Source organism: Marinilabilia salmonicolor JCM 21150 (assembly GCF_000259075.1).
Classification (GTDB): domain Bacteria; phylum Bacteroidota; class Bacteroidia; order Bacteroidales; family Marinilabiliaceae; genus Marinilabilia; species Marinilabilia salmonicolor.
This window is the reverse complement of record NZ_AJKI01000002.1, coordinates 373,895-400,217: the sequence shown is the minus strand read 5'-3', so window position 1 is coordinate 400,217 and position 26,323 is coordinate 373,895. Positions and strand designations below refer to the sequence as shown.

Annotated in this window: 27 protein-coding genes; 8 read left to right on the top strand and 19 right to left on the bottom strand. The window is 36.1% G+C overall.

What is annotated here, in order from left to right; all coding sequences use genetic code 11:
- Positions 1 to 26: 26 nt before the first annotated feature.
- On the bottom strand, positions 27 to 476 hold the full coding sequence (locus tag W7W_RS0102380) for a 6-pyruvoyl trahydropterin synthase family protein (protein ID WP_029510245.1): 450 nt from the start codon (positions 474 to 476) through the stop codon (positions 27 to 29).
- Between the two features lie 62 nt (positions 477 to 538).
- Entirely contained in the window at positions 539 to 838 is a 300-nt protein-coding gene (locus tag W7W_RS0102375; RefSeq protein ID WP_234408334.1) for an ArsR/SmtB family transcription factor, read from the bottom strand.
- 364 nt (positions 839 to 1,202) lie between these two features.
- Between W7W_RS0102375 and W7W_RS0102370 the strand changes: the two genes are divergently transcribed.
- Entirely contained in the window at positions 1,203 to 2,177 is a 975-nt protein-coding gene (locus W7W_RS0102370; RefSeq protein ID WP_010662258.1) for a polyprenyl synthetase family protein, read from the top strand.
- On the opposite strand, the gene deoC is transcribed toward W7W_RS0102370, so the two are convergent.
- The 3 genes from deoC to dtd are packed head-to-tail and all read right to left on the bottom strand — an operon-like array spanning position 2,174 to position 3,835.
- Positions 2,174 to 3,052 carry a deoxyribose-phosphate aldolase gene (gene deoC, locus W7W_RS0102365; protein WP_010662257.1) on the bottom strand — a complete coding sequence of 293 codons (879 nt, stop codon included), beginning with the start codon at positions 3,050 to 3,052 and terminating at the stop codon, positions 2,174 to 2,176. The genes W7W_RS0102370 and deoC overlap by 4 nt on opposite strands.
- A 1-nt stretch (position 3,053) precedes the next feature.
- On the bottom strand, positions 3,054 to 3,377 hold the full coding sequence (locus W7W_RS0102360) for a nucleotide pyrophosphohydrolase (RefSeq protein WP_010662256.1): 324 nt from the start codon (positions 3,375 to 3,377) through the stop codon (positions 3,054 to 3,056).
- Positions 3,378 to 3,382: 5 nt separating this feature from the next.
- Complete coding sequence (gene dtd / locus W7W_RS0102355; RefSeq protein ID WP_010662255.1) at positions 3,383 to 3,835, bottom strand: D-aminoacyl-tRNA deacylase; 453 nt, start codon at positions 3,833 to 3,835, stop codon at positions 3,383 to 3,385.
- 233 nt (positions 3,836 to 4,068) lie between these two features.
- Between dtd and W7W_RS0102350 the strand changes: the two genes are divergently transcribed.
- On the top strand, positions 4,069 to 5,040 hold the full coding sequence (locus W7W_RS0102350) for a lipoate--protein ligase family protein (RefSeq protein ID WP_010662254.1): 972 nt from the start codon (positions 4,069 to 4,071) through the stop codon (positions 5,038 to 5,040).
- A 24-nt stretch (positions 5,041 to 5,064) separates the two neighbouring features.
- Here W7W_RS0102350 and uvrC read toward each other — a convergent pair whose 3' ends face one another.
- From uvrC to nadA, 13 genes are all read right to left on the bottom strand, one after another.
- Positions 5,065 to 6,891, bottom strand: a complete 1,827-nt coding sequence (gene uvrC / locus W7W_RS0102345; protein WP_010662253.1) for an excinuclease ABC subunit UvrC — start codon at positions 6,889 to 6,891, stop codon at positions 5,065 to 5,067.
- Between the two features lie 5 nt (positions 6,892 to 6,896).
- A complete protein-coding gene (gene ade, locus W7W_RS0102340; protein WP_010662252.1) occupies positions 6,897 to 8,528 on the bottom strand; it encodes an adenine deaminase in 1,632 nt (543 codons plus the stop codon).
- A 791-nt stretch (positions 8,529 to 9,319) separates the two neighbouring features.
- On the bottom strand, positions 9,320 to 11,197 hold the full coding sequence (mnmG, locus tag W7W_RS0102335; RefSeq protein WP_010662251.1) for a tRNA uridine-5-carboxymethylaminomethyl(34) synthesis enzyme MnmG: 1,878 nt from the start codon (positions 11,195 to 11,197) through the stop codon (positions 9,320 to 9,322).
- Positions 11,198 to 11,247: 50 nt separating this feature from the next.
- Positions 11,248 to 11,676 (bottom strand): rRNA maturation RNase YbeY, encoded by a 429-nt coding sequence (ybeY, locus tag W7W_RS0102330; RefSeq protein ID WP_010662250.1) that lies wholly within the window; start codon positions 11,674 to 11,676, stop codon positions 11,248 to 11,250.
- Between the two features lie 5 nt (positions 11,677 to 11,681).
- Entirely contained in the window at positions 11,682 to 12,083 is a 402-nt protein-coding gene (locus W7W_RS0102325) for an ATP-binding protein (RefSeq protein WP_234408336.1), read from the bottom strand.
- Positions 12,084 to 12,180: 97 nt separating this feature from the next.
- Positions 12,181 to 13,338, bottom strand: a complete 1,158-nt coding sequence (locus tag W7W_RS0102320; protein ID WP_010662248.1) for a murein hydrolase activator EnvC family protein — start codon at positions 13,336 to 13,338, stop codon at positions 12,181 to 12,183.
- On the bottom strand, positions 13,319 to 14,149 hold the full coding sequence (locus tag W7W_RS0102315) for a DUF4292 domain-containing protein (RefSeq protein WP_010662247.1): 831 nt from the start codon (positions 14,147 to 14,149) through the stop codon (positions 13,319 to 13,321). Before W7W_RS0102315 ends, W7W_RS0102320 begins: the two co-directional genes overlap by 20 nt.
- Entirely contained in the window at positions 14,139 to 15,896 is a 1,758-nt protein-coding gene (locus W7W_RS0102310; protein ID WP_010662246.1) for a tetratricopeptide repeat protein, read from the bottom strand. Before W7W_RS0102310 ends, W7W_RS0102315 begins: the two co-directional genes overlap by 11 nt.
- Positions 15,897 to 15,922: 26 nt before the next feature.
- A complete protein-coding gene (gene dut, locus W7W_RS0102305; RefSeq protein WP_010662245.1) occupies positions 15,923 to 16,357 on the bottom strand; it encodes a dUTP diphosphatase in 435 nt (144 codons plus the stop codon).
- Positions 16,335 to 17,507: a lipopolysaccharide biosynthesis protein gene (locus tag W7W_RS0102300; protein ID WP_234408337.1), complete on the bottom strand. Its 1,173-nt coding sequence runs from the start codon at positions 17,505 to 17,507 to the stop codon at positions 16,335 to 16,337. The genes dut and W7W_RS0102300 overlap by 23 nt, the downstream gene beginning before the upstream one ends.
- Before the next feature lie 300 nt (positions 17,508 to 17,807).
- A complete protein-coding gene (ruvB, locus tag W7W_RS0102295) occupies positions 17,808 to 18,827 on the bottom strand; it encodes a Holliday junction branch migration DNA helicase RuvB (protein ID WP_010662243.1) in 1,020 nt (339 codons plus the stop codon).
- A gap of 78 nt (positions 18,828 to 18,905) precedes the next feature.
- Entirely contained in the window at positions 18,906 to 19,289 is a 384-nt protein-coding gene (locus tag W7W_RS0102290; protein ID WP_010662242.1) for a response regulator, read from the bottom strand.
- 201 nt (positions 19,290 to 19,490) lie between these two features.
- Positions 19,491 to 20,489 (bottom strand): quinolinate synthase NadA, encoded by a 999-nt coding sequence (gene nadA, locus W7W_RS0102285; RefSeq protein WP_010662241.1) that lies wholly within the window; start codon positions 20,487 to 20,489, stop codon positions 19,491 to 19,493.
- A gap of 427 nt (positions 20,490 to 20,916) precedes the next feature.
- On the opposite strand from nadA, the gene rpiB reads away from it, so the two are divergent.
- Both rpiB and W7W_RS0102275 read left to right on the top strand, forming a co-directional pair.
- Positions 20,917 to 21,357: a ribose 5-phosphate isomerase B gene (gene rpiB / locus W7W_RS0102280; protein WP_010662240.1), complete on the top strand. Its 441-nt coding sequence runs from the start codon at positions 20,917 to 20,919 to the stop codon at positions 21,355 to 21,357.
- 153 nt (positions 21,358 to 21,510) lie between these two features.
- Positions 21,511 to 21,957 (top strand): RrF2 family transcriptional regulator, encoded by a 447-nt coding sequence (locus tag W7W_RS0102275; protein ID WP_010662239.1) that lies wholly within the window; start codon positions 21,511 to 21,513, stop codon positions 21,955 to 21,957.
- Here the strand turns inward: W7W_RS0102275 and W7W_RS0102270 are convergent.
- Positions 21,927 to 22,340, bottom strand: coding sequence for a VanZ family protein (locus tag W7W_RS0102270; protein WP_010662238.1), 414 nt, complete (start codon positions 22,338 to 22,340; stop codon positions 21,927 to 21,929). The two genes, W7W_RS0102275 and W7W_RS0102270, sit on opposite strands and share 31 nt — an antisense overlap.
- Positions 22,341 to 22,421: 81 nt before the next feature.
- Here W7W_RS0102270 and hemW point away from each other — a divergent pair, with 81 nt between their 5' ends.
- The 4 genes from hemW to W7W_RS0102250 are packed head-to-tail and all read left to right on the top strand — an operon-like array spanning position 22,422 to position 26,303.
- Entirely contained in the window at positions 22,422 to 23,594 is a 1,173-nt protein-coding gene (gene hemW, locus W7W_RS0102265) for a radical SAM family heme chaperone HemW (protein ID WP_316928360.1), read from the top strand.
- A 44-nt stretch (positions 23,595 to 23,638) separates the two neighbouring features.
- The gene (locus tag W7W_RS0102260) at positions 23,639 to 24,019 is read left to right on the top strand and encodes a rhodanese-like domain-containing protein (protein ID WP_010662236.1); all 381 of its coding nucleotides are present in this window, start codon (positions 23,639 to 23,641) and stop codon (positions 24,017 to 24,019) included.
- A gap of 6 nt (positions 24,020 to 24,025) precedes the next feature.
- Complete coding sequence (locus W7W_RS0102255; protein ID WP_010662235.1) at positions 24,026 to 24,907, top strand: cation diffusion facilitator family transporter; 882 nt, start codon at positions 24,026 to 24,028, stop codon at positions 24,905 to 24,907.
- Between the two features lie 37 nt (positions 24,908 to 24,944).
- On the top strand, positions 24,945 to 26,303 hold the full coding sequence (locus tag W7W_RS0102250; RefSeq protein ID WP_010662234.1) for a PrsW family intramembrane metalloprotease: 1,359 nt from the start codon (positions 24,945 to 24,947) through the stop codon (positions 26,301 to 26,303).
- The last annotated feature ends 20 nt before the right edge of the window (positions 26,304 to 26,323 follow it).

The following is a 26,323-nucleotide window of genomic DNA, read 5'->3' as shown; positions in this document are numbered from 1 at the left end:
CCCGAAAAGTAAGAAAAAATGAGATACTATTCATTGTCGGAAGCAAACCATTCGGCAAACGAATTACCTGTTTCGTGCAGTTTCAGGCTGAAAAGAGACACATGCTCAGGCAGTCTTACTCTTATTCTTTGGGCATAATCAATCAACAAATTCTCACAAGTGGGCTGATACGCTACCACATGATAACGGTCGGTCATCTGTGGAACCTGGAGTAACTTCTCCACCGGCGCTTTATCACTGATGACAATACTATGATCCATGAGGTCGACCACTTCTTCTTTGACAATCTTTTTCAAGTCACCAAAATCCATAACCATTCCGTATTTCGGGCTATTTTCATCAGATTCCGGCTCCCCAATCACGGTTACCTGAAAAATATAGGAATGGCCATGAATATTTTTACAGAGTCCGTCATAATTCCACAGCGCATGGGCCATCTCGAAACGAAACTCTTTAGTTAATCTTATTTTCGACATACAAAACTCCAACAAATCCGGCATCAGGCAGCCGGTCTCAACATCCTAAAAAAATCACAAAATTACTCAACAGAACAACGACTGACACAATCCACAATATTACGGAGGCTGTCGTGCTTCAGAAAATAGAAGGTGTTTTTTCCATCTCTCTGAGATGCCAGTACACCTTTATCCTTAAGAATCCCCAGGTGATGAGAGGTCGTAGATTGCTCGATATTCAGCAAATTATGAATCTGGGTTACGGTTAATTTTTTACCATCCTCCAAATGGTTAAGGATGGCTATTCGCATTGGGTGTGCAATGGCTTTCAGCATACTTGCTGCCCGATCGAGCTGATTGGCATCAAGATCTTTAATTTTCATAGTTTTAACTTCCATCATTAATAATCATATTAAAAGAAACCTGTGAGATGACCAAAATGGCTAAATTTCTCATCTGTGGTCGTTCCGGTGGACAAAGATAATGAAGATATTTTGATTCATAGATATTTAAACCTGTAAAATATGCAAATATTTAGATAGGACTGATATTTCACATTTGTTACAACACTAATACGCCGCAATTTGTTATTTTTGAAAATTCATTCCCATCGGATAGGTGTAATATTCGAGAAAAAGACTACCTTATTCTGGTTAGTTCGTTGATTTTTAGCCAATCAATAATTCTGAAAATAACCCCTCTTTGTCGCTGAAAAAAGACAGAGAGGTTTAAGATAAAATAGAAGTAATGAAGATTTCATCAAAAATAACATCTCCCATCGAAGAGGAAATGAAGCATTTTGGTCCGTATTATAAGAAAAATTTCGACACCAAAATTCCGCTTCTCAATATTATCACCAACTATCTCATCCGCCGTAAAGGAAAGCAGATGAGACCTATGCTGGTATTCTTATCGGCCAAACTAAACGGTTCCACAGATGAGGGCACCTATACTGCCGCCGGTTTAATTGAATTGCTTCACAATGCAACGCTGATACATGATGATGTAGTGGATGAGACCTATCAGCGCAGAGGCTTCTTCTCTATTAATGCACTTTGGCGCTCAAAAATTGCGGTGTTGGTTGGCGATTATTATCTGGCGATGGGACTGATTAAATCGCTTGAAGAAAACCAGACAGAGGTGTTACGCATTGTATCCACGGCTGTGAAGGAAATGAGCGAAGGGGAATTGTTACAGATAGAGAAATCACGCAAACTAAACATCACTGAGGATGTGTATTACGAAATCATTCGAAAAAAAACCGCTACCCTCATTGCTGCATGTACGGCTGCAGGAGCTCTCTCCTCCGGAGCATCAGAAGAACAGATATCTAAAATGCGTGATTTTGGAGAATATCTGGGAATCGCATTTCAAATTAGAGATGACTTACTGGACTATGAAAAAACCAACCTTTCCGGCAAACCGACAGGTAATGATTTGAAAGAAAAGAAAATGACGCTTCCCCTGATTCATGTTCTGGAAAAAATGCCGGTAACTAAAAAGAGGCAAATCTTAAGCACCATTCGGAAACACCACAAAAATGAGAAGAAAATTGCCCCCATTGTACAATATGTAAAAGACAATGGAGGCATTCATTATGCCCGTGAAAAAATGATCGAATACCGCGATAAAGCGCTGGAAATTCTGCACTCTTACCCCGAAAGTGATTCCCGGGAAGGCTTAATCGAATTGGTTCACTTTACAACCACACGGAAAGTTTAGAAATATTTTTCAAAACGTATTCCCTGCATTTCTGCGAGATCAGCAAGCAAATTATTGGCCAGACGGCTGGCGCCAATTCTAAATCGTTCAGGTTTCAGCCACTCCTCACCCAACACATCGTGAACAATCTTCAGGTAAATCAAAGCATCATCGGTGGTACTGATGCCACCGGCCGGCTTTAATCCAACCATTTTCCCAGTGGCCTTCTGAAATGCTTTTATGGCCTGAACCATCACCCACACTGCTTCGGGTGTTGCTGCAGGCGTCATTTTTCCGGTAGAAGTTTTGATAAAATCGGCCCCTGCCTCCATGGCAATAATTGAAGCCTCCCAGATATTTTGTGGGGTATCCAATGCCCCTGTCTCAAGTATAACTTTCAAATGGGCCTCTCCCATTACTGACTTAATAGAACTTATCTCCTCCATAACGAACTCATAATTCCCTTCCAGAAATTCGCCCACCGAAATGACAATGTCAATTTCATTGGCTCCCAGTTCCAGGGCTTTTCTGGTTTCCAGCACCTTTAAATCCAGAAAAGTCTGCGCTGAAGGAAAACCGGCAGAAACAACAGCTCTGTTCACATCCAGACTACTCAACCGGGTTTTTAACACACTGGCAAAAACAGGAAACACACACACAGCTCCCACCAATGGCATTTCAGGAAAATCCTTTTTAAAGGAGACCAGCTTATTACAGAATTCCTGCACGGAATTGGCACTGTCTGTCGTATTTAGCGTCGTTAGGTCAATAAACGAAAAGATCTTTTTCAAATTATCTTCCGTTTTTAATCCTTCAATATCAATGCTTCCTGGAAATTCAGGCATCCCCTGAAAATCCTTCTCAAATTTCTCCAGTAATTGTTCCGATTGTTCCATTCTATTTTAATTTTGGATTGTTTTTATGACGATCTTTATCTCTGTTGGTTTTCTTTTCAACCGATTTACGGAAAGCATCCGTCAAATCAACACCTGTTTGGTTGGCCAGGCAAATGAGCACCCATAATACATCAGCCATTTCCTCTTCCAGATTGGGGAACTCTCCCTCCTTGAATGATTGATCACCAAATCTCCGGGCCATAACCCTGGCCAGCTCACCAACCTCTTCGGTCAGTACAGCCATATTCGTTAATTCACTGAAATAACGTACACCGTGGGTCTGAATCCATTCATCTACCAATCGTTGGGCTTCGTCTATATGCATATAACTTACTTTTTATTTTGGGTGTCAATTATGATGGTGACAGGACCGTCATTTACCAATTTTACGGCCATAGAGGCCCCAAATTCTCCTGACACAACAGGTTTCCCCAAGGCCTTCGACAAAACCTCTTTAAATTGCTCATAAAGCGGAATGGAAATATCAGGTTTGGCCGCATCCACATACGACGGACGATTTCCCTTTTTGGTTCGGGCATGAAGCGTAAACTGGCTAACAACCAAAATTTCACCACCGTTTTCCAGAACAGACTGATCCATCACACCATTTTCATTGTCAAAAATACGAAGATTCACAATTTTATTTGCCAACCAGGTAATATCCTCGCTCCCGTCTGCAGTTTCAATTCCTACCAAAATCATTAAACCTTTTCCAATGGAACGGGTTTCTTCTTCATTGATCGTTACGGAAGCTTTCGTTGCTCTTTGGATAACGACTCTCATAAAATTTCTTTTTATATTTTTGTTTTTACATTTAGTGTTAAAAATGGTAATTCTTTCGCCAATTAAAAAGTACATAGGCTTTATTTCCCTGGTTTGCTGTTTCAACACACAAACATTAATTATCATTTTTAATATTTTTTATCTCTCATTTTTAGACTATTAAAGCTATTATTTAAACCTAAACTTCACCAATTAACCCACTGAGATTTTAATAAAAATTCAACCACTGTACAATGGACAGAGATACTTTATTCATAACAAGTAAAACCAATGACCCGGCATACAATTTGGCGACGGAAGAAGTTTTACTCCGAAACTTCAAAAACAACATAATATTTTTTTATATCAACAGCCCTTCTGTAATTGTCGGAAAACATCAAAACACATTGGCTGAAGTAAACCATGAGTTTCTTGAGAAAAATAACATTCCTGTATATCGAAGATTATCCGGTGGAGGAACTGTTTATCATGATTATGGAAATATCAATTATTGTATCATCGAAAATGGAGAACCTGGTCATCTTGTAGATTTTGTCAGAGCCACTACCCCCGTAGTGGAAGCACTAAGAAATTATGGATTGGATGCCCGCCATGGCAAAAGAAACGACCTACTTGCAGGCTATAAGAAAATATCGGGCAATGCCTGCCATGTCTTTAAATCGCGGGCAATGCACCATGGAACCTTATTGTTCAACAGCAACCTGAGCAAACTAACCGAAAGTTTAAAGGCTGATGCCACCAAATTTCGTGACAAATCGGTTAAATCTGTAAGAAGTGAAGTAGTAAACATTTCAGAACTCGTCCCGGAAAATGAAGATGTAGAAATATTCCTCTCACAAATAGGCAGCTTTTTGCAAAATAAATACAATGCATCTACCTATCATTTTTCGGAACCTGAGCTTTCTGAAATAAAAATCCTGGCAGAAACCAAATACAAAACATGGGAATGGAACTATGGTTACAGCCCTACTTATGAATTTTCGAAACGCTATAAATCGGATGAATACGTCTTTTCAACCAAACTTAAAGTTGAAAAAGGAATTATCCGTGATATAACCCTGAAAACTAACCATCCGAACAAAGAAAAAATCGTAAGCACAACAAATAAGTTGATAGGTACGATTCATGAAAAAGCCCATGTAGAAAAAATAATCGAAGAAATAGAAAATGAAACCCGTAATAATCTTCTATCCTCCTTGTTTTAAGATTAAAAGTCTTTCCTCAAGATTTTAATTTTTCCCCTTAATTCTTTTAAAATAAGCGCCTATTTTTTCAGCTCTGCTTTTACCAACAATTTCAGTTAATGCCTGAAAAGATGCCTCCTCTATTCCCTTTGCAGAACCGAATTGATTAAGGAGTTTTCGTACGCTTTCAGGTCCAACACCCGGTATTTCCTCAAGACGCGATTTTAGAAAAGCTCCGCTTCTTTTATTTCTATGAAATGTTATACCGAACCTATGGGCCTCATTCCTCAGATGCTGTATCAACTTCAGCGATTCTGAGTTTTTGTCGAGATACAGGGGCACGGGATCACCGGGATAAAAGATTTCCTCCAGCTTTTTAGCAATTCCAATTATCGCAATCCGGTCATCAAGTTTCAATTCACGTAATGCTTTAACAGCCGAACCTAATTGTCCTTTGCCACCGTCAATTACAACCAACTGGGGCAAAGATTCTCCCTCATTGAGCAATCTACTGTAACGCCGGAAAACAACTTCCTCCATGGATGCAAAGTCATCGGGCCCAACGACCGTTTTAATATTAAAATGCCGATAATCCTTCTTAGAAGGTTTACCATTCTTAAAAACCACGCAGGCAGCTACCGGGAAATGTCCCTGAATATTGGAATTATCAAAACATTCAATATGTACAGGTAGTTGCTTTAAACGTAAGTCTTTCTTTGTCGTTTCAAGTAATCTGGCTTCTCTTGGGACCTTTGTTTGATTGGCTTTCTGCTTTAATTTTTCAAGCCGATAATATTTTACATTACGCTCAGACAATTCAAGCAATTTCTTTTTGTCCCCTATTTTAGGAACTAGAAACCGGACATCCTCAAAATCTATTTCGGGCTCAAAAGGAACAAGGACCTCTTTGGAATTACTGTGAAGACGCTCCCTTATATCTGCGATAGCCATGGGCAAAAGGGTATAAATATCCTCATCAAGTTTTTTCTTATATTCAATCGTATGCGCTTGAATAATTGCACCGTTAACAACTTTAAGAAAGTTTACAAAGGCATATTTTTCATCATCAATAATGGAAAAAACATCCACATTGTTAATTTTAGGATTGACAATGGTTGATTTGCTTTTGTATCCTTCCAGTATTTCCAGTTTCTTCTTAACCTCATCCGCCTCCTCAAACTTATATTCCGCAGCGAGATTCATCATGGTTTCCTTCATATACTTCATCACCGAAGATATATTACCCTTAAGAATATTCTTAATTTCACGAATGTATTCAAGATACTCCGATTCGGCTTGAAGACCTTCACATGGACCTTTGCAATTACCAATGTGATATTCCAGGCAAACCTTAAATTTACCATTAGATATATTATCCGGGGTAAGCGCATGCCTACAGGTTCGCAAAGTATAAAGTTGTCTGAACAGATCAATTAGGGTTTTAACCATCAAACCACTGGTATATGGACCGAAATATTCACTTCCGTCCTTAACTATTTGTCTTGTGGAATAAACCCTTGGGAAGGGTTCGTTCTTCACTACAATCCACGGAAAACTTTTATCATCTTTCAGCAGAACATTATACCGGGGCTGATATTTTTTAATCAGATTGTTTTCAAGAAGAAGAGCATCCTGCTCAGAATTCACAACAATATGCTTGATGTCCCTGATTTTTCGAACCAGAATCCGTGTTTTGGCATTATCAGGTTCTTTGGTAAAATAAGAAGAAACTCTTTTTTTTAGATTTTTTGCCTTGCCCACATAAATAATCTTCCCGGTATCATCAAAATATTGATATACCCCGGGTCCTTCGGGAAGTACGCGAATTAAATCCTTAAGATAAGCTATTCTTTTGTCTTCTTTTAGTGCCATTTATTTTATTGAAAAACGGATGTAAATTCAAACTTTTCTCCGTCAAATAATCCATTATCTCCAAGCTTAAGTTTAGGTATTACCAACAACGACATAAAGGACAAAGTCATGAAAGGAGCTTGTAAAGAACTGCCCATTCCGATAGCCATTTTTTCCAATTGATTGTATTTCTCTGCAACAACAATTCCATCTTCATCACTCATAAGCCCGGCGACAGGTAATGGTAATACTTTTTCTTTCTTTTCATCCACCACAACAAGCCCTCCCCTGTTTTCCATTACCAGATTAACAGCGGTTACAATATCTGCATCATCCACTCCTACAGCCACTACATTATGACTATCGTGAGCAACAGATGAAGCCAATGCCCCGTGTTTTAATCCAAATCCATGAATAAAACCAACAGCAACAGGTTTATTCCTATACCGGTCAACCACGACCATTTTTAGAATATCTTCTTCAACAAGAGAGGACATTTCTGAATCTTTCTTCACTTCTACCCATAAGGTATCAGTTACCAATTCTCCATCAAAACATTTAATAACTCTTGCTTTATCTTTCCCTCTAGGAACCTGGACTTTTAAATCCTCCACAGAAATAAAGTGTGGTACAAAATGGTTTGCCGGTTGAACTTTTTTATCAGAAAACAAGACGCCTTGTTCAGCATCAAAAACACATTGGCCATCAATAAAAGTTTTTAACACATTAAATGAATCAGGATTATCAATTACAATAAAATCTGCCGGATCTCCTTTTCTTAATAATCCAACGGGGAGATTGTAATGTTCAGCAGGAATTAAGGAAGCAGCACGAAGAAGCTTAAATAAATCAATTCCTTTCTGTAAACCCAAACGGATTAATTTATCAATATGTCCATTCTTTACCAATTCATCGGGATGCGAATCATCTGTACACAACATCAACTTATCAGCATGCTCATCGAAAAGATCTGCCAGGGCCTCGAAATTCTTGGCTGCACTCCCCTGGCGGATCTGTATTTTCATTCCTCTTTCAATTTTCTCAAGAGCTTCAGTCAATTCAAAACATTCATGATCTGTGCTTATCCCTGCGCCTGCATATTGATTTAAACCCTCTCCTCTAATTCCGGGAGCATGTCCATCCACTGGAAGATCTCTGTCAATGGCGGCTCTTATTTTAGACAAAACCTCCGGATCCTTATTAACAACTCCAGGATAATTCATCATTTCACTAAGAGCAATAATCTCAGGCTTATCAAGCAATTGCTCAATCTGTAATGCATCAATAACGGCTCCGGAAGACTCCAACGGAGTGGCCGGGACACACGATGGAGCCCCAAAAAAACATTTCAAGGGGGTGTTTTTTGATTCCTGAATCATATACTCAACACCTTCGACCCCCATCACATTACCGATCTCATGAGGATCTGTAACAACTCCAATTGTTCCACGTGGAACAACTAATCTGGAAAACCCTGAAGGAACCAGCATACTACTTTCAATATGGACATGAGCATCAATTAAACCAGGCAAAATATAGCTATCAAAATCACCTTCTTTCCTTTCTATTCGATCAATTCCATCTTCACTATAATAAACAACTCCTCCGAAAATAATTTGCCGGTGTATGTCAATAATATTTCCTTCTATTCTATTCATGATTTCAAAAAATTAAAGAAGACAAAACAATTTTATATTAATCCGTTAAAACAATAATCATGATTAACAAAGATGAACCATCTATATTGAAAACTACAATTAAAGGAACTGTCTATAAGATTGTCCGTCCAGTGTTTATTTATATAAATTATTCATTCTACCATTCACCTATCAATAAATAATTTACGCATGCTGTACTAAATAAAAACCTATAAAGAAAAATACAATTTCAACTGTGGATGAGAAAGTCCAAACAAACGAATGTGTTTTACAATAGTATGCTGTATAAAAATATACAAAACGGACGAAAACACTGAAATAAGTACTTTAGCTTAAATATTCAAAAGCCAAACTAATAAACTATTAACGTGTGAATCAATTTCAAAATCAACCCCATCTGGATCGTAGTTCTAAAATAACCCTTCTGGATTCCAATAATACCCGCCTAAAAATGCCAAACTAAAACACTTTTAAATCAGCATAAGTCATTTATTGTGATCATATTCATCTAACTTTTAATAAATGGAAATTCCTTGTTACAATTGAAGATTTTTGGTTTATTTTTTTTAACCGTTCAGAAAAGAGATTTATTTCAATCAGATAAAGTAAATTATTAGTTCCAGAAACTCAAACATGTATTAATCTTTTTAATGCGATTACAAAAAACATTTATAACAAGCCTTTTAAAAGCTTTAAATCAAAAAAGGACTAAAAAACATAGAACCAAGTAAAAACAAAAACATTCTTTATAAAAAAGCACAAATAGCTTAAGAAATGTTCCACGTGGAACATCACCTTCCCATTAATACCAAAAGAACATTGATGTCACTTGGTGAAACTCCACTAATTCTGGACGCTTGACCAATTGTTTCAGGATTTACCTTCGCTAACTTTTGTCGCCCTTCCGTAGAAATATTTTTTATAGAAGAATAATCAAACTTTCCTTTAATTTTTAAATTCTCAAGCCTTTGGAGTTTTTCGGCAATCACCTTTTCCCGATTAATATATCCCTCATATTTAATAGAGATTTCAATACCGTCGAGAATTTCAAATTTTCTATCATCAGGAAGTCCATCACACAATAATTTAAAATCAGGAACAACATTAACAAGTTCATGCAATCTGACTTGTGGCCGATAAACAATGTCTCTTAATTTACCTTTTTGCTTTAACGGACTGGTCCCAATTTTTGCCAACCAGCCATTAATATTATCAGGTGAAATTCTGAATTCTTCCAAGAATTTATAAATTTTATTACACCACTCTAACTTTTCTCCAAATAATGAAAAGCGGTCATCTTTAACCAATCCAATATCCCTGCCCTTTTGGGTTAATCTTATATCGGCATCATCCTGACGAAGTAAAATCCTATATTCAGCCCTTGAAGTAAACATTCTATAAGGCTCATCAACTCCTTTGGTAACCAAATCGTCAATTAAAACCCCAATATAAGCTTCATCCCTTTTCAAAATAAATGGTTCAGCTTTTTTCAATTCTAAGGCTGCATTAATCCCGGCTATCAATCCCTGGGCAGCCGCCTCTTCATATCCGGTAGTTCCGTTTATCTGTCCTGCAAAATACATACCTGAAACTTTCTTCGTTTCTAAAGTGTGATGTAATTGTGTAGGATCAAAGAAATCATATTCGATGGCATATCCCGGTCGGAAAATGAAGGCATCCTCCAGTCCGGGAATAGATTTCAAAGCAGCCAACTGAGTTTGTAAAGGTAATGAACTACTAAAACCATTCAAATAAAATTCAATCGTTTCCTCCCCTTCCGGTTCTAAATGCAACTGATGCTCATCTTTCCCCTCAAAAGTAACAATCTTAGTTTCAATACTGGGACAATACCTGGGACCAATACTTTGGATGGTACCATCGTACATGGGACTTTGATTCAAACCCTGTTTAATGCTGTCATGAACAACAGGATTGGTATAAGTAAGATAACAACTTCGCTGTTTCAATTTTTTATTAGAAACAGGCATAAACGAAAACTTGTAAAAATCTTCTTCTCCTGGTTGTTCCTTCAATTTTTCAAAATGAACAGTTCGCCCATCAACCCTCACGGGAGTTCCAGTCTTCATGCGACCAGTGGTAAATCCCTTTTCGAAAAATCGATCAGAGAGTCCTTTACTGGAAGGCTCGGAAATCCGTCCACCCTCCATCTGAACTTTGCCAATGTGCATCAACCCATTTAAAAATGTGCCATTGGTTAGTATAACTTTTTTACAACTAAAAGTAACATTCTGTGCAGTAAATACCTTAAAAGAGTCTTCCTCAGAAAAATCCACATCTGTAACAGTATCCTGCCAAAAATACAAATTGGGGGTTTGTTCGAGTCTTATTCTCCATTCAGCAGAAAAAACCATTCGATCACATTGGGACCTGGGACTCCACATCGCAGGGCCTTTGGATCTATTGAGCATCCGAAACTGAATAGAAGAGGCATCAGTAACCATTCCCATTTGACCACCAAGAGCATCAATTTCCCTGACAATCTGACCTTTAGCAATTCCACCGACAGCAGGATTGCAACTCATTTGAGCCACTTTATTCAAATCCATCGTAATAAGTAGTGTTTTTGCTCCCAAATTGGCAGCAGCAGCACTAGCTTCACATCCGGCATGTCCTCCCCCGATGACAATAATATCAAAATTGAAATCCATAATAAATCCAAGTTGAAAAGTAGAAACAAAACTCCGCAAAGTTAACAGAGTTACTGAAAATTTGTTTCGTAAAATAATAAAGCAAGGTTCTCTGCATTACGCATGGCTTCTTTTTCTTCGACAGAATGATCATTATAACCAATCAAATGAAGAACCCCATGAATAATAACCCTTAAAACTTCATTGTGAAAAGTAACTCCAAATCTTTCAGCATTGACGCTAACAGTAGGAATGCTAATTAAAACATCTCCAGAAATTTTACGTTTGGTAGAATAATCAAACGTGATTATATCGGTAAGATAATTGTGAGAGAGAAATTTTTTATTGGACTCAAGAATATATCCGTCAGAACAGAATAGGTAATTAATATCCCCCACCCTAAAACCATTATTTTCAATGACTTCTGAAATCCACTCGATAATTATTCCAGTATTCGGGAGATGGTATTCAATGTCGTATGTAGAAAAGGAAATAGGCACGTTAATTATGATAAATTAAAGACAACTTTAACTTCATTTCCTTTTTCGTTGAATTCAACTTCATCAGCCAGATGATTCATAAGAAAAATACCACGACCATGAGTCTTTTCTAAATTTTCCGGTTTTGTAGGATCCGGTAAATTTTTATAATTAAATCCGGGACCATTATCAGTTATGACAAATTGAATAATTTTGTCAGTAATTTCATATTGAAGAACAACATCTTTATCACTCTCCAGTTTGTTACCATGAACGATGGCATTATTCACCCCTTCAACCACAGCCAATAACAACTTTCCGTAAATATCGGAATGTAGTTGATATTTTGTAGAAATATCATCTATTAACCTTTCTACCAGGTTAATATTCTTAATCTCAGATTTAAAAACCATTTTATTCACTTCCACATTTTTTGATCAGGCCCGGTTTTAAAAATACTAAAATACATTATTTATACTGGTTAAATAAAAAAGAGTTTCTAAAATATCCACATTTTTTGAATTATTAACGAATAAGCCACTGTTCAGGATCTAATTTATTATTCTCTTCCCATATTTCAAAATGTAAAATTTCCTTCATCTCACTGTTATCCCGGTAAATCTTCCCAATTCTCTGACCTGCTGATACAATATCACCTTTTGAAACAAAAACATCAATTAAATTTCCGTAAACAGTCAAATATTTTCCATGTCTAACAATAACCGCTTTATTCAATCCTGGAATTGCAACAACGGTAGAAACCTGCCCATTATGAACACAATAAACATCTGAAGAGCCCGTAACACGTATATCAATACCATTATTTTTAATGGTCACATTTTTAAGTACAGGATGTCTATGCTCACCAAATTCATTTACAATTAATCCATTCGTGACGGGCCAGTTAAGCTTCCCCATTCTGTCTGCAAATTCACCTGATTCTGCAGCATTAATATTCTCTTTTTTCTCGGCAGCTATCAATTCCCTAATTTTATTTTCCAGCTGAGCAGCCGCGTGCTCTTTTTCTTTAAGACTCTGCTGAAGCCATTGTTGCTCAGTCATTAAACGATGAACAAGACGTGATTTTCTCTTTTTATTTAAAGTAAGACGATGAAGTTCATTCTCTATATTGTTTAAAACCTCTTCTTTTTCGCTTTTTTGCTGCTGAATTTCCCTCAACAGGGCAGAAACCTTATTTTGATTTTGAACCAATAATTCGCCTTGTTTTTGACGATATCGACTATATTCTTTAAACAACCGATACCTCAGATAACCTTTACTAAAATCTTCCGCACTGAACAAAAACATGAGGTAATTTAGATTCCCTTTTCGCTGATAGGAATCTCTGATAAGTTTAGAATACTCCTTTTTTAAATCAATAATATCGCTTTCAAGGTCATTTACAAGCATTTGATTTACTTCTATCTGCCGATCGAGCTGTTCTATCTCTTGTCGAAAATTTCCAATTAACCGTTCTCTGGTGGACACTTCGCGTTCAATCAAATTCAATTCTCTGAGGTTATCCAATCGGCTCTCCTTCTTTTCCTCAATCAACAAAGACGTATTGGATATTTCTTTCAGGAGATTCTCCCTCTCTTTCCGAAGATCTTCGACACTCTGAGATCCGGCATAAAAAAAAGGTAAAAATATAAATATAAAAAAGCTACCTATAAATTTTTTCATATTTGTCCGATACCTGAAATGAAATTTCGTCGTCTCCATTTATTTCTACACTTGAATGGGCAATATCCAGAGACAATTTTTTTAATCCCCTATTACCTGTAACAGAAATTTTTTCAGGAAAGTTTTGTCCCCCTGATAATTCTGAAAATTGTCCATAAACAATATCCAGCACCATATTTTTATCCAATTCATTAAAGGAAAACCTGGTAACTTCAAAAGAATCAGGTTCAATCCACATCTTATGAAAAAAACCTCCGCTACTTCCGGAAAATAACGAGCGGGACTTTTCCCTGGCAGAACTTAATTGATACTGATGGCTCTGAATACCCAAATGATAATCATGTAAACTAAGACCTTTCTCATGAAACATACTAAATGCCTCATTCAATAGGATACTTTGAAATATATAAAAGTCAGCTTCAACACCAAATTTACGGTAAATCTCTTCATAATCTGTATAAATTACCTGCCTTCCCATCCGGTCGATAATAGTTACACTGTCAGGCTCCATAGAAACCCTGGCGACTTCTATTCCCAGGGGAGCCAATATACTAATACGGATAAAATTATTTCTATTAATGTAAATATTGGATCTGAAAGTATGGCTAACGTCTTCAGAATTAAATTGAACAAGAGACCTGCGAAAAAAAATATTCTTAATGAAATGGGAATTATCCTGAAGCTGTTCAATCAACAAATCTTTATCTATAGGAATAATAAACTCCGAATCAGTTAAAGCCTTTTTGGACTTGCATCCAAATGCTCCACCAACAATGAAAACAAGCAATATAATAAATAAACTATTCCTCATCAATGTATTCCTTTTGCTCAATTTTTTGTTTTAGTAAATCGGAATGCCCTCCAATTTCATGAGCTCGTTCCCATTGTTCCATAGCACCGCTAAGATCACCGTTTTTAAATAAAATATCACCGTAATGCTCGACAACAACACCTGAAGGTTCGTCCATATTATCAATGGCTCTTTCAATTATAAACTTAGCCTCTAAAAACTGTCCCTTCTTAAAAAGAATCCATGCATACGTATCCAGAAATGTGGCATTTCCAGGTTCAATTTCAATAGTCTTTGCACTCATCCTCTCTGCTTTATCAAGATCTTTTCCTAAAACGGATAAATAATAACTGTAATTATTCAAAACCATCACATCATTTTCATCAATTTTAAGGGCTTTTTCATACTCATCAAATGCTTTGTCAATACTATCCACTGAGTGATAAAAATCGCCTAAATAAGCATGAAAACGTTGTTTAAGACCCTGATTATCCCCGGATAATTCAAGTCCCTGCTTAAGGGTTTCTATAGATTGAAGGGTGTCACCTGTCTGAAACAGAGAAATTCCATGGAACAATCGGAACAAAGCTACATCAGGAAAAAAAGTAACAGCTTCAGAAGATTTCTTTTTAAGTTCATCGTTATCTCCTGATCCAGATAAAATAAAAAGGTACTCCTGCCACAATTCAGGTTGAGAAGCATCCAAATCCAAAGATTTTTCTAAAACAAACCTGGCCTTATCTTCTTCTCCTTCAGATTTCAAAAATTCAGCATAAGAAGAATAAAGTTGACTTTGATAAGGATACTGACGTATAAGTAAATCGTAAATATCTTTTAAATCACTCGTATTTAAAGGATTTTCAGATATATCTTTCCCAGAAACAAAAGGAATAAACCGTCTGAACTTATCATCAAAAACAACATTTTCTGACTGGAAACCATCCATTAGAAACTTATTAAACTGAACAGTATCCCCTGATTCCAGATAATAATTTGAAAGAGAAAAAAGAACCTTACCATTAAGCGGATCTTTATTAATAACAGAGGAATATTGCTGATAAGCTTGTTTTAAATCTCCATTTTCTAAGTAGAAATCACCTAAAATAATCTTAAAATCATTATTTCCAGGATACTTTTCGACAAGGCCTATCAATTCTTCTTCAGCTTTTTTAGGTTCTCCACTTTCCAGACACAACTGAACCTTTTCAAAAACTAGATTTTGGTTTATGCCAATCTGATTTTCAATAATATTTAAAACATCAACAGCTTCAGAGTAAAGACCATTTTGCATTTTAACCTGAGCGGCAAAATAAAGATCATCTACAGAACTATTTTCAATATCCAGTAATTTGTCAGAAATCTCTACAGCTTTTCCCCCTTTTTTATTGGCTTGCAGAATACGGGAATATAAATTGATGTAAAACCTGTTTTTAGGGCTGTATCGCACGGCTCGATCCATTAGAACTTCAGCCTCCTCAAGGTTTTCATTGCCGACTAAAAATCTTGACAATTCATAGGCACATGCCGAACAGGTAGAATCAATTTTTAAGGCTTCGGCAAAATACATAAAACTCTTATTCGTCTCATTTATGGCTTTATACCTGTTACCTTCATAAAAATAATAGTTAAACTTCCGCTGATCCTCTTCACTCAAAATAACCTCTTCCTGATTGGATAAATTATCAGAATCCAAAGAATGGTTATTATTTTTCAAAGATCCACAACCGAAGGCTAAAACAGCTAAACCAATTACAATTAAATATCTCATCTACCACTATTTCAAAATAACAAAAATTAAACACCGGTATGGCCAAAACCACCAGCTCCTCTCCCGCTTTCATTCAATTCTACCACATTATTCCATTCAAACCGCTCATATTGATGAACAACCATCTGACAAATACGGTCTCCGTTACTGATTTCGAAACTATCATTAGATAAGTTCACCATTATGACTTTTATTTCGCCTCTATAATCACTATCTATAGTACCCGGAGAGTTAAGCACAGTAATTCCACTTTTAGCAGCCAGCCCACTTCTCGGCCTGATTTGAGCTTCGGTACCTAAAGGAAGCTCAATGAAAAGCCCGGTTGGAACTATGGCCCTTTCAAGAGGTTTTAATACAATAGTATCCTCAATAAATGCACGTAAATCGACTCCGGCCGAACCTTCTGTGGCAAATTCAGGCACAGGATTATCACTCCTGTTAATTAATTTTACTTTTATCATACCTTCTAATTACAAAAAACGAACCAATAAATAAGGCAAATATAACTGCTTTAAACAGATACGAAAAAAAATTATTATGGATAATAACAGCAGAATCAATCCAGAAGACAAGACCGGCCATTGAAAAATAAACCAAATACAAGTTAACCTGATAAGGAATGGGATAATACTTTCTACCAAAATATCCAGACAAAACCATCATCAAAAAGTACCCACATAACAAAGACACAGCCGAACCCAATATTCCCATAGAAGGAACCAGAAGAATATTTAAACCTATAGTAAGAACGGCACCAACCGCTCCGAAAATAGCTCCAACCCATGTACGATCGGTAAGTTTATACCATAACGATAAATTGAAATAAATACCATAAAAAAGAAGAGATATAAGAACAATGGGAATAATGGAATTGCCTTGAATATACTCCGAAGTCAAAACAATATTGATAACATCAATAAACAAAGTAACGCCAAGAAAAATAACAAGTCCGAAAAATATAAAATAATTCATCACAGTTGCATAAACCTGTTTTCCTTCTCCCTTGTTTTTAAAAAAGAAAGGTTCGAAAGCAAATCTAAAAGACTGCGTAAACAAACTCATCAATATTCCGATTTTAAAATTAGCACCATAAACAGCTAACTGACTAAAGCCATCATCGGTTAACAAAACCGGCAAAAGAATCTTATCAATATTTTGGGTTAACATTCCGGTAATACCAACAAAAAGAACAGGTAATGAATATATTAAAACAGGCTTTATGACCTTAAAATCAACAAAGGATCTCAGATGAAAGAGTTGCGGCAAAAGAAAAAATAAGGTAATTAAACTACTTAACGCATTACTTAGAAAAACAAAGAAAACTCCGTCAAACCCTGAATAAAAATCTGAAAAACCCTTACTAATAAATTGATTTTTTATAAGATAGGGTACTACTAAAAGAAATAATAAATTGAAAAATATGTTGGCTCCAATATTAACTAATTTAATAATTCCAAATTGAATGGGACGGTTTTGAAGTCGGAGACGGGCAAATGGAAGGGCAGAAAATGAATCAATCCCCAGGATCAGGAAAACAAGCAATATGGAAAATGAGTGATCCCCTCCATAAAAAGATAAACTTAAAAAATCATGGAAAAAAATACCCAGCAAAATAAAAGTACCACTGGTAATTCCTAAAAGAGAAATAAGTGTTTTAAAGATAACCCCCTCATCATAACCTTTTCCGGAAAACCGGAAAAAACCTGTTTCCAAACCATACGTTAAAACAACCAGTAAAACGGAAATAACACCGTAAAAGTTAACAACCACTCCGTATTCAACGGTCGTCAACATACGGATATAAAAGGGCATTAAGAGCCAGTTCAAAAGCCTTCCAATCATTGTGGAAGCACCATAAATTATGGTTTCACCGGCAAGTTTTTTCAGGCTCAGGGACATTCTAAATAAATTTTAAAATAAAGAAGATTGTGACGCACCGTTTTCTCTTCCAAAGTGTTGAAATGCAAGGGGAGTTATCATTCTCCCCCTGGGGGTTCGCTTAATAAAACCTTCTTTAATTAAAAACGGTTCATAAACTTCTTCAATAGTTCCTGAATCTTCTCCTATGGCTGTGGCTATGGTTGAAAGACCTACAGGCCCTCCACCAAATTTATCCATAATGGTCAATAATATTTTATGGTCCATCTGATCCAATCCATGTTGATCGATATCAAGCGCTTCCAAACTGAATTTGGTAATTGCCATATCAATTTCACCACTCCCTTTTACCAGAGCAAAATCTCGCACCCTCCTCAACAATGAGTTAGCAATACGGGGAGTGCCCCGGCTTCTCCTAGATATTTCTGCAGATGCTTCTTCAAGGATAGGTACATCAAGTATCCGCGCGGAACGGGAAATAATTCCTTTAAGAACATTTACATCATAATATTCCAAATGACAATTAATTCCGAACCTAGCCCTCAAAGGACTCGTTAATAAACCACTACGAGTAGTAGCGCCAATTAAAGTAAACGGATTAAGTTCGATTTGAATACTTTTAGCACCTGGACCTTTATCAATAACAATATCGATGCGAAAATCCTCCATGGCAGAATACAAATATTCTTCCACAATAGGACTAAGTCGATGAATTTCATCAATAAACAAAACATCATTGGGCTCCAGAGAAGTAAGAATACCCGCTAAATCACCCGGTTTATCCAAAACAGGTCCGCTGGTAAGCTTAAAACCTACGCCCAATTCATGCGAAATAATATTTGACAGTGTAGTTTTTCCTAATCCCGGTGGTCCGTGAAGTAATACATGGTCCAGGGCATCGCCCCTCATTAATGCAGCCTTAACAAAAATCTGAAGATTTTCAACAACTTTATATTGCCCTTTAAAATCAATAAAACTGAGCGGTCTCAGTTTTTGTTCAATATCAGGTTCTCTGGTCTGTTCATCACCGGCATTACGTATATCAAAATCCATTACAATGATTTCTGAAAATAAAACTTCGAAAGGTTTTTACAACTAAAAAGATGATCATCTACCAGAAAAAAGGGACCATTAATATATTTGAAAATCAAATTGAGCAATAATATCTTTAAAAACTTCGATATCGAAAGGTTTAGACATATACTCATCCATCCCTTCTTTTATACATTTTTCACGGTCAGCATCATAAGTATTAGCTGTGAGGCCTATAATAATATTCCTGTTACCGGTATCCTGTTCTCTTTTTCTGATATTACGGGTAGCTTCGAGTCCATCCATAACAGGCATCATCAAATCCATCAGAATGATATCATAATTCTTTATTTGGAGTTTATCCAAAGCTTCTTTACCATTATTGGCCACATCAATCTTAAACCCGTATTTCGATAAAGTAAGAAATATAAGTTTTTGATTCAAAACATTATCCTCAACTAATAATAATGAAATCCCATCCATGGATAATCCCTTTAAACGATTTTTTAAAGAAATAATATCAAATCACCAATTAATTAAAAACCTATAAATCAACACACTATTGATTATAAGCCGGAAAGTGATTGAAAATTCTTAATCGATAAAGGTAAAAAATTAAATAGGAAATTAAACAAACAAAAATCACAAAAACTCTTCTGTCTAGAGCTATGAAAACATAAGGCTCTATTTTTTAAGTAAGTCACCGGACAATTCAAACATTTTCTCAATAGGCTTGATTGCCTTCACCCGAATATCCTCCTCCACATTAACTTCGGGATATTCATATTTAAGCGTCAGATAAATTTTTTCCAGGGTATTAAGACGCATAAACTCGCAATCGTTACAACCGCAGGTAGAGTCGGAGGGGGGAGCCGGAATGAAAGTTTTATCTTTTGAGGCAAGCTGCATTTGATGTAAAACCCCGGATTCCGTAGCAACAATAAATTGACTGGAACCTGAAGTTTGCGTATATTTTAACAAACTGGCTGTGCTACCAATAAAATCAGAAATCGTAAGAACAGGTTTTTTACATTCCGGATGAGCAATAACTTCAGCCTCTGGATACTCTTTCTTCAAATCAACAATTTTCTCTACAGAAAATTTTTCATGCACGTGACAGGCACCATCCCAAAGAACCATTTCACGGCCAGATACACTTTGCAAATAGTTACCAAGATTGCGATCAGGACCAAAAACAATTTTCTTATCCTTCGGAATGCTGTTAATAATTTTCACGGCATTGGTTGAAGTTACAACGATATCGGATAAAGCTTTAACATCAGCTGTCGTATTAACGTAAGTAACCACTACATGTCCGGGATGTTGTTTAATAAAATCCTCAAAAGCATCGGCAGGACAGCTGTCAGCTAGTGAGCATCCGGCATTAAAATCAGGTATTAAAACTTTTTTATCCGGAGATAAAATTTTAGCAGTTTCTCCCATGAACAATACGCCTGACAGCAAAATTATATCGGCATTGGTTTGTGAAGCTTCCCAGGCCAGAGCCAGACTATCACCCACAAAATCAGCAATATCCTGAATTTCATTTTTCTGATAATAGTGAGCCATCAGCAATGCATTCTTCTCTTTTTTAAGCGTTTTTACAGCTTCAACCAAATCAACACCGGAAGGAATTGCTTCGTCAACAAATCCTTTTTTCAACCATTCACTATTAATATTCATTATTATAAAGATTTATAAAATAATATGGTGTTGTTATAAGGCTGTTAATAGTGTTCAAAAATATATTCCAATAGTATTGTTTTATATGGAAATAATTCTCCATGGTACTTTATTAACGACTTATAACATCACTTAAAAAATTAAACTTCAGTTATATAGTTGATGTTATCAACAACGGTTAAGAAAGTGCAAATTTAATAATTAATCAGTGGCATTTGTTTAATACCGTTGTGAAAACTGTTAAAAAGAAAATCAGAAATAGCAGTTATCTTTTTTGACATGGCTGCATTTGGTGATGTATGAAAATTTTTCCGATATTTCCTATGAAATTTTTTCATTAGTTGTTGGTAAATATTAACCAATTGTCAACAGGTTGTTAAACGAATATTAAAGCCACAGATTTTATTATCTTTGAAAATAAAAATATATGCTTTTCAAAAAAATTGCTATAGGTTCAGATCATGCCGGTTTTAGTCTGAAAACGTTTTTGAAGGAGGAATTGTTGAAAAAAGGGATTGAGGTAATTGATTTAGGTACTAATTCTGATGACAGCACTGATTATCCCGATTATGCACATCCTTTGGCAGAAGCTGTAGAAGCTGGTGATTGCGAGGTTGGTATTGCCATTTGCGGGAGTGGAAACGGCATCAATATGACTGTTAATAAACATCAGGGAATTAGGTCGGCAGTGTGTTGGAATACCGAGATTGCGTATCTGGCACGTTTACACAATAATGCAAACATTTGTGCATTACCAGGCCGATTTCTTAAGCAGCAGGAAGCATTGAAAATTGTTAATGCTTTTTTTACAACTGGTTTTGAAGGTGGACGGCATAAACGAAGGGTTGAAAAAATACCGGTTAAGTAAAACTGACAAAGATACTATCCCGGTTTTGTGGCCATCATTATTAATTGGTTTGATAATAGAATAATAGCCGTTAAAAAACTGAATTGAAGACGCATAAATTTTATTATTAGTGCTTTATCACAATTTTTAAGTAGAAATCATTTTTTCGATATTATGCTGTCAACAACTTGTAAGTATGCTGTAAGAGCAATCATCTTTATTGGATTAAAGGGGAGTGAAGACAATCGTGCCAATGCCAGAGTTATAGCTTCTGAATTGGGAATTCCCATGCAATTTTTGAGTAAAATTCTTCAGATTTTCGTTCGTAAGGGGCTGTTGAATAGTTTTAAAGGCCCAACGGGTGGTTTTTTTCTGGCTAAGGAACCCAAAGATATTACTTTACTTGATATTGTTGAAATTATCGATGGTCCTTCGGTTTTTGAATCTTATCTGATAGGTACTGGTCTGTGCCATAGTTCTTCGGGAAAGGCAGAACGATGTCCTGTACATGACAGGTACAGTAAAGTGCGGAAAGAAGTAGTGGATTATTTCAGTAGTGAGACGATAGGTGGCATCATCGAGCGAATGGGTCACGACGAAAATGTTTTGTTAAAATTGTAATACTTTTTAATCAGGAAAAAAGCGATATAAGCCATTATTATTCCGGATGTGTTGGCAATAAAATCCAGAAAATCTTTCTCACGTCCGGCCATAAATGGCTGAATCAATTCTAAAATGGCTCCAATAAGTACAATCCACCATACATAATACCAGCGTGTTTTTCGGGTAGCCTGATATCGTCTGAGAAATGCTGTTCGTTCCATAAGGTAAACCAGTGTTAGAAATCCGTACATCCCCATATGGGCTATTTTGTCGGAATGTGGAAAATCAAGAAACCATATTTTGTTGATACTTTCGGATGTTGATAAACTAAGAAAGAAGATAATTCCTACGGTTATTAATGTAAATTTGTAGTTAATAAGCTGTTGTATTGTTTTGTTCATGTTTGTAATAGTGTTGATAACCTGTTAGCAATTGTTGATAAACCTCTGGTTTGAAATGTTTCACGTGGAACATTTTGAGTAATGGCGCGGCTTAGCGTAGTATTTTGTATTGATGTAATCTTTATTTTTATGGCGGGAATTTATATTCATGTTCCATTTTGTAAAACGAGGTGTCATTATTGTGATTTTTTTAAAAGTACGAAGGTTCAATTTAGAAATCAATTTTTGGGCCAGCTTTTGAAAGAACTGGAAAACCGACGAAAGTTTTTTCCGGAATCGGATAAAATTATTGAGTCAGTTTATTTCGGGGGAGGGACACCAAGTCTTTTGGATGTTGATCAATTGAAAAAGGTTTTAGCTGTTATAAGAAAAGAATATTCCTTGGACAATGGTGCTGAGTTGACTATTGAAGTTAATCCTGATGATCTGGATCCTGATTATCTTGAAGGATTAAAAAAGACAGGGTTTAACAGGATAAGTCTTGGAATCCAAAGTTTCTTCGATGAGGATTTGAAGAGGATGGGACGGCGACACAATGCAGATCAAAGCCGAAAAGTAATTGATCAGACTTTTGATGCAGGTTTTAAAAATGTTGGAATTGATTTAATCTATGGTTTGCCGTGGTCGGATCAGGAAAAGTTTTTGGAAAATCTGAAAATTATGAATCAATATCCTCTGAAACATTTGTCAGCTTACCATTTGACGATAGAACCGGGGACACAATTTGGACGAGATAAAAAGCGGAAAAAACTTTCAGAGATTGAAGAGGAGCAGAGCGAACAACTTTTTTGGTTGCTTCATGATGAAGCTGAGAAAATGGGTTTTGATCATTATGAAATTTCTAATTTCTGCAGGGATGAACTTTATTCCCGACATAATACGTCCTATTGGATTGGAAAATCTTATTTGGGAGTAGGGCCCGGAGCTCATTCTTTTGATGGAATTCGCCGTTTTTGGAATAAATCTGATTTACATCAATACCTGCATTGCGGATATCAAAAAGGGATAGGGGAGGAAATACTGTCTGAAAATGATCGTTTTAATGAACGTTTGATGTTGGGGTTGCGTACAAAAAAAGGAATTGACCTGTTTGATTTGAAGAATATTCATCCCGGTTTAACGGACCGTTTGGAAAAGAATATTCAAAAATGGATTGACCGGGACTTTTTAATGCAGAGCGGGGGGAGAATTTTCGGATCACGTAAGGGATGGTTCCTGATTGATGGAATTATAGAAGATTTGTTTGAAGTGTGAGTATCATATTTTTTTGTTTCGGAATAAATATATGAGAGGTTTTTATGTGCAAGGAAATTCTTTTGCTATTTTTAATGGTAAATCCGATGGTTTTTTCTCAAAATCATTTATCTGCTGAGGATTTTTTTGACATTATGGATAGTACAGAACAGGTGGTTATTCTGGATGTGCGTATTTATGAATCATTTTCGGAGGCACGCATTCCGGGGGCCTTGTATGCAGGCGAAAAAGAACTTTTGCTGAGTATTGTTTGTGATTATCCCAAAGAGATGCCACTTTTGGTTTATTGTACTTATGGGGATCGTTCCAAAACTGTTCTTAAAATATTAAAAAAAGAAGGTTTTTCAAATGTTTATCATTTAAAGAAGGGATTTAAAGATTGGAAAGAAAAAGGATTTCCTGTCGATGATTCCGAAATTGATTAATAAATTATGGAAAAATCAAAAATAGGAGTAGTGGCCACATGGCTTTCTATTTTTTTGAATATAGCATTATTCGGTATAAAATATTGGGCAGGTATTGTATCCAATTCTGTAGCTCTCTTAGCTGATGCATGGCATACCTTATCTGATTCAGTTTCTTCTTTGGCAGTTTTACTAGGACTAAAAGTTTCCAATATTCCGGCCGACAAAAAACACCCTTTTGGTCATGGGCGTGCCGAATTAATTGCATCCCTGGTGGTAGGTATTTTATTGGCTATTGTGGGATTTAATTTTTTGGGAGAATCTATTCTTAAATTTAAGGAGCGGGCGGTTTTTAATTATGGTCCTGTGGCTATTTGGGTGACAGTGGTGTCTGTAATTATCAAGGAAGTAATGGCCCGATATTCTATCACTATCGGAAAGAAAATAAAATCTAATTCTCTGAAAGCTGACGGTTGGCATCACCGGTCTGATGCTATTTCAAGTATTGTAATTTTAGTGGGTATTTTTGCAGGAGGCCGGTTTTGGTGGGCCGATAGTGTTTTGGGAATTTTGGTTTCCCTAATGATTTTCTATACCACTTACACCATCATGCGCGAGACCATAAGCATTTTGCTTGGAGAGAATATTGAACCGGAAATGGAGCAGAAAATAGTGGAGTTGGGGGAGACTATTAACGGAAATGTCTTTCTGGATCCGCATAGTTTCAAAATGCATCATTACGGACACCATTCAGAATTGGTTTTTCACATCAGTTTGCCGGGAATATACAGCCTTTCTAAAGCTCATGAAATAGCCAGTGAATATGAACTACGTATAGAGAAGGAATATGCGATAGAAGTTACCATTCATGTGGATGCTATTGATGGGATAAAACCGTTAAAAAATTAGATAGATTTTTTGTTTCTTAACCACACCCGACTTAACCATGATTTTTATTTACAGCATTATTGCTCTTTTTATTGCGTTGATTTGGATTGATTATTTCCGGAATATTGATATTTTCGAGAAGGAAAATTTAATATTCATCCTTCAAACTTTTCTTTTAGGAGGAGCTTCCGTATTTATTGTTCTTGGTGTAAATAAGCTTTTTCTTGAAGATTACGGGCTTCAGCTTAATGGCAAAATTCTAAATGATTTTGTTTATTCAACCGTTCAAATTGGTGTTTTAGAAGAATTTACCAAACTTTTGCCATTCGTTGTTATGCTGGTGTTTTTTAAGGCTCAATTGAATGAACCCATCGATTATTTGATTTACATCTGTGTCTCTGCTTTGGGTTTCTCAGCAGTCGAAAATGCCATGTATTTTCATAATTATGGCCCTCTCTTAATTACAGGAAGAGCTATTTTATCTACTGTTAGTCACATGTTTGACAGTGCATTAGTGGCTTACGGGCTTATTTTGTACAAATTTCATTCTAAATACTCCAATTCATGGGTTTTAATCGGTTTCTTTATGCTTGGCTCATTGTCGCATGGGGTTTACGATTTTGGATTGTTCTTTAGCGGGGATAATATTGGAGGGATTTTTCTGATTATTTTATATTTTCTTGTTACTGTTTCTTTATTTGCTGTAATACTGAACAATGCATTAAATAATTCTCGTTTTTTCAGCTATAAGAAAGTTATTAATTCTTCAAGAGTCATAAATTCCATATTCAGCTATTACGGAATCGTGTTTGTTGCTCAGTTTTTAATATTGATGAATGAAGAAAATTTTGAATTTGCTTTTTCAAATCTAACCGGTTCAATTATTTCGACAGGATTTATTGTAATTGTTACAACGATTCGTTTGAGCCGTTTTAAATTAATAAAAGACCGATGGCATAAACTAAAGCTGGAACTACCTTTTAGTATTGTTCCCGGAGACCCTTATGGAATGAAATCCAATTATGTGCTTGTTAAATTCAAGGGAGAATCGTTTAATGAAATATGTATTAATGAATTTTATAATGAATATTTCTATTTGTGTCCGCTTACTTTCCGAAATTCAGGTATTGGCTGCAAAAAGCTTGCCTTCGTTGAGAAAAAACTCTTCTTCAAAAATGACCTGGCGTTTTATTTGGTAAAAGTATTCGATGACCAGAAGGAGGGAGATTTTGAATATTTCCTATTACGGGCAAAAACCGGCGGAATGACCCGGGCAAGAGACGGTTCTCCCATCACTGCCATTCTTAAAGCAGGCGAATATCAGTTTTCAGATAATCCTGATTTAACAGTAAATGACTTCGATTTTTTGGAATGGGGCGTTATGAGGGCCATTGCGAAACCTGAGGATTCGAAATAGGAGAATTTGGTGATTCAACA

Coding starts and splice junctions, on each gene's coding strand:
- W7W_RS0102380 (WP_029510245.1), bottom strand. CDS start 476: ATGTCGAAAATAAGATTAACTAAAGAGTTTCGTTTCGAGATGGCCCAT.
- W7W_RS0102375 (WP_234408334.1), bottom strand. CDS start 838: ATGAAAATTAAAGATCTTGATGCCAATCAGCTCGATCGGGCAGCAAGT.
- W7W_RS0102370 (WP_010662258.1), top strand. CDS start 1,203: ATGAAGATTTCATCAAAAATAACATCTCCCATCGAAGAGGAAATGAAG.
- deoC (WP_010662257.1), bottom strand. CDS start 3,052: ATGGAACAATCGGAACAATTACTGGAGAAATTTGAGAAGGATTTTCAG.
- W7W_RS0102360 (WP_010662256.1), bottom strand. CDS start 3,377: ATGCATATAGACGAAGCCCAACGATTGGTAGATGAATGGATTCAGACC.
- dtd (WP_010662255.1), bottom strand. CDS start 3,835: ATGAGAGTCGTTATCCAAAGAGCAACGAAAGCTTCCGTAACGATCAAT.
- W7W_RS0102350 (WP_010662254.1), top strand. CDS start 4,069: ATGGACAGAGATACTTTATTCATAACAAGTAAAACCAATGACCCGGCA.
- uvrC (WP_010662253.1), bottom strand. CDS start 6,891: ATGGCACTAAAAGAAGACAAAAGAATAGCTTATCTTAAGGATTTAATT.
- ade (WP_010662252.1), bottom strand. CDS start 8,528: ATGAATAGAATAGAAGGAAATATTATTGACATACACCGGCAAATTATT.
- mnmG (WP_010662251.1), bottom strand. CDS start 11,197: ATGGATTTCAATTTTGATATTATTGTCATCGGGGGAGGACATGCCGGA.
- W7W_RS0102320 (WP_010662248.1), bottom strand. CDS start 13,338: ATGAAAAAATTTATAGGTAGCTTTTTTATATTTATATTTTTACCTTTT.
- W7W_RS0102315 (WP_010662247.1), bottom strand. CDS start 14,149: ATGAGGAATAGTTTATTTATTATATTGCTTGTTTTCATTGTTGGTGGA.
- W7W_RS0102310 (WP_010662246.1), bottom strand. CDS start 15,896: ATGAGATATTTAATTGTAATTGGTTTAGCTGTTTTAGCCTTCGGTTGT.
- dut (WP_010662245.1), bottom strand. CDS start 16,357: ATGATAAAAGTAAAATTAATTAACAGGAGTGATAATCCTGTGCCTGAA.
- ruvB (WP_010662243.1), bottom strand. CDS start 18,827: ATGGATTTTGATATACGTAATGCCGGTGATGAACAGACCAGAGAACCT.
- W7W_RS0102290 (WP_010662242.1), bottom strand. CDS start 19,289: ATGGATGGGATTTCATTATTATTAGTTGAGGATAATGTTTTGAATCAA.
- nadA (WP_010662241.1), bottom strand. CDS start 20,489: ATGAATATTAATAGTGAATGGTTGAAAAAAGGATTTGTTGACGAAGCA.
- rpiB (WP_010662240.1), top strand. CDS start 20,917: ATGCTTTTCAAAAAAATTGCTATAGGTTCAGATCATGCCGGTTTTAGT.
- W7W_RS0102275 (WP_010662239.1), top strand. CDS start 21,511: ATGCTGTCAACAACTTGTAAGTATGCTGTAAGAGCAATCATCTTTATT.
- W7W_RS0102270 (WP_010662238.1), bottom strand. CDS start 22,340: ATGAACAAAACAATACAACAGCTTATTAACTACAAATTTACATTAATA.
- hemW (WP_316928360.1), top strand. CDS start 22,422: ATGGCGCGGCTTAGCGTAGTATTTTGTATTGATGTAATCTTTATTTTT.
- W7W_RS0102260 (WP_010662236.1), top strand. CDS start 23,639: ATGTGCAAGGAAATTCTTTTGCTATTTTTAATGGTAAATCCGATGGTT.
- W7W_RS0102255 (WP_010662235.1), top strand. CDS start 24,026: ATGGAAAAATCAAAAATAGGAGTAGTGGCCACATGGCTTTCTATTTTT.
- W7W_RS0102250 (WP_010662234.1), top strand. CDS start 24,945: ATGATTTTTATTTACAGCATTATTGCTCTTTTTATTGCGTTGATTTGG.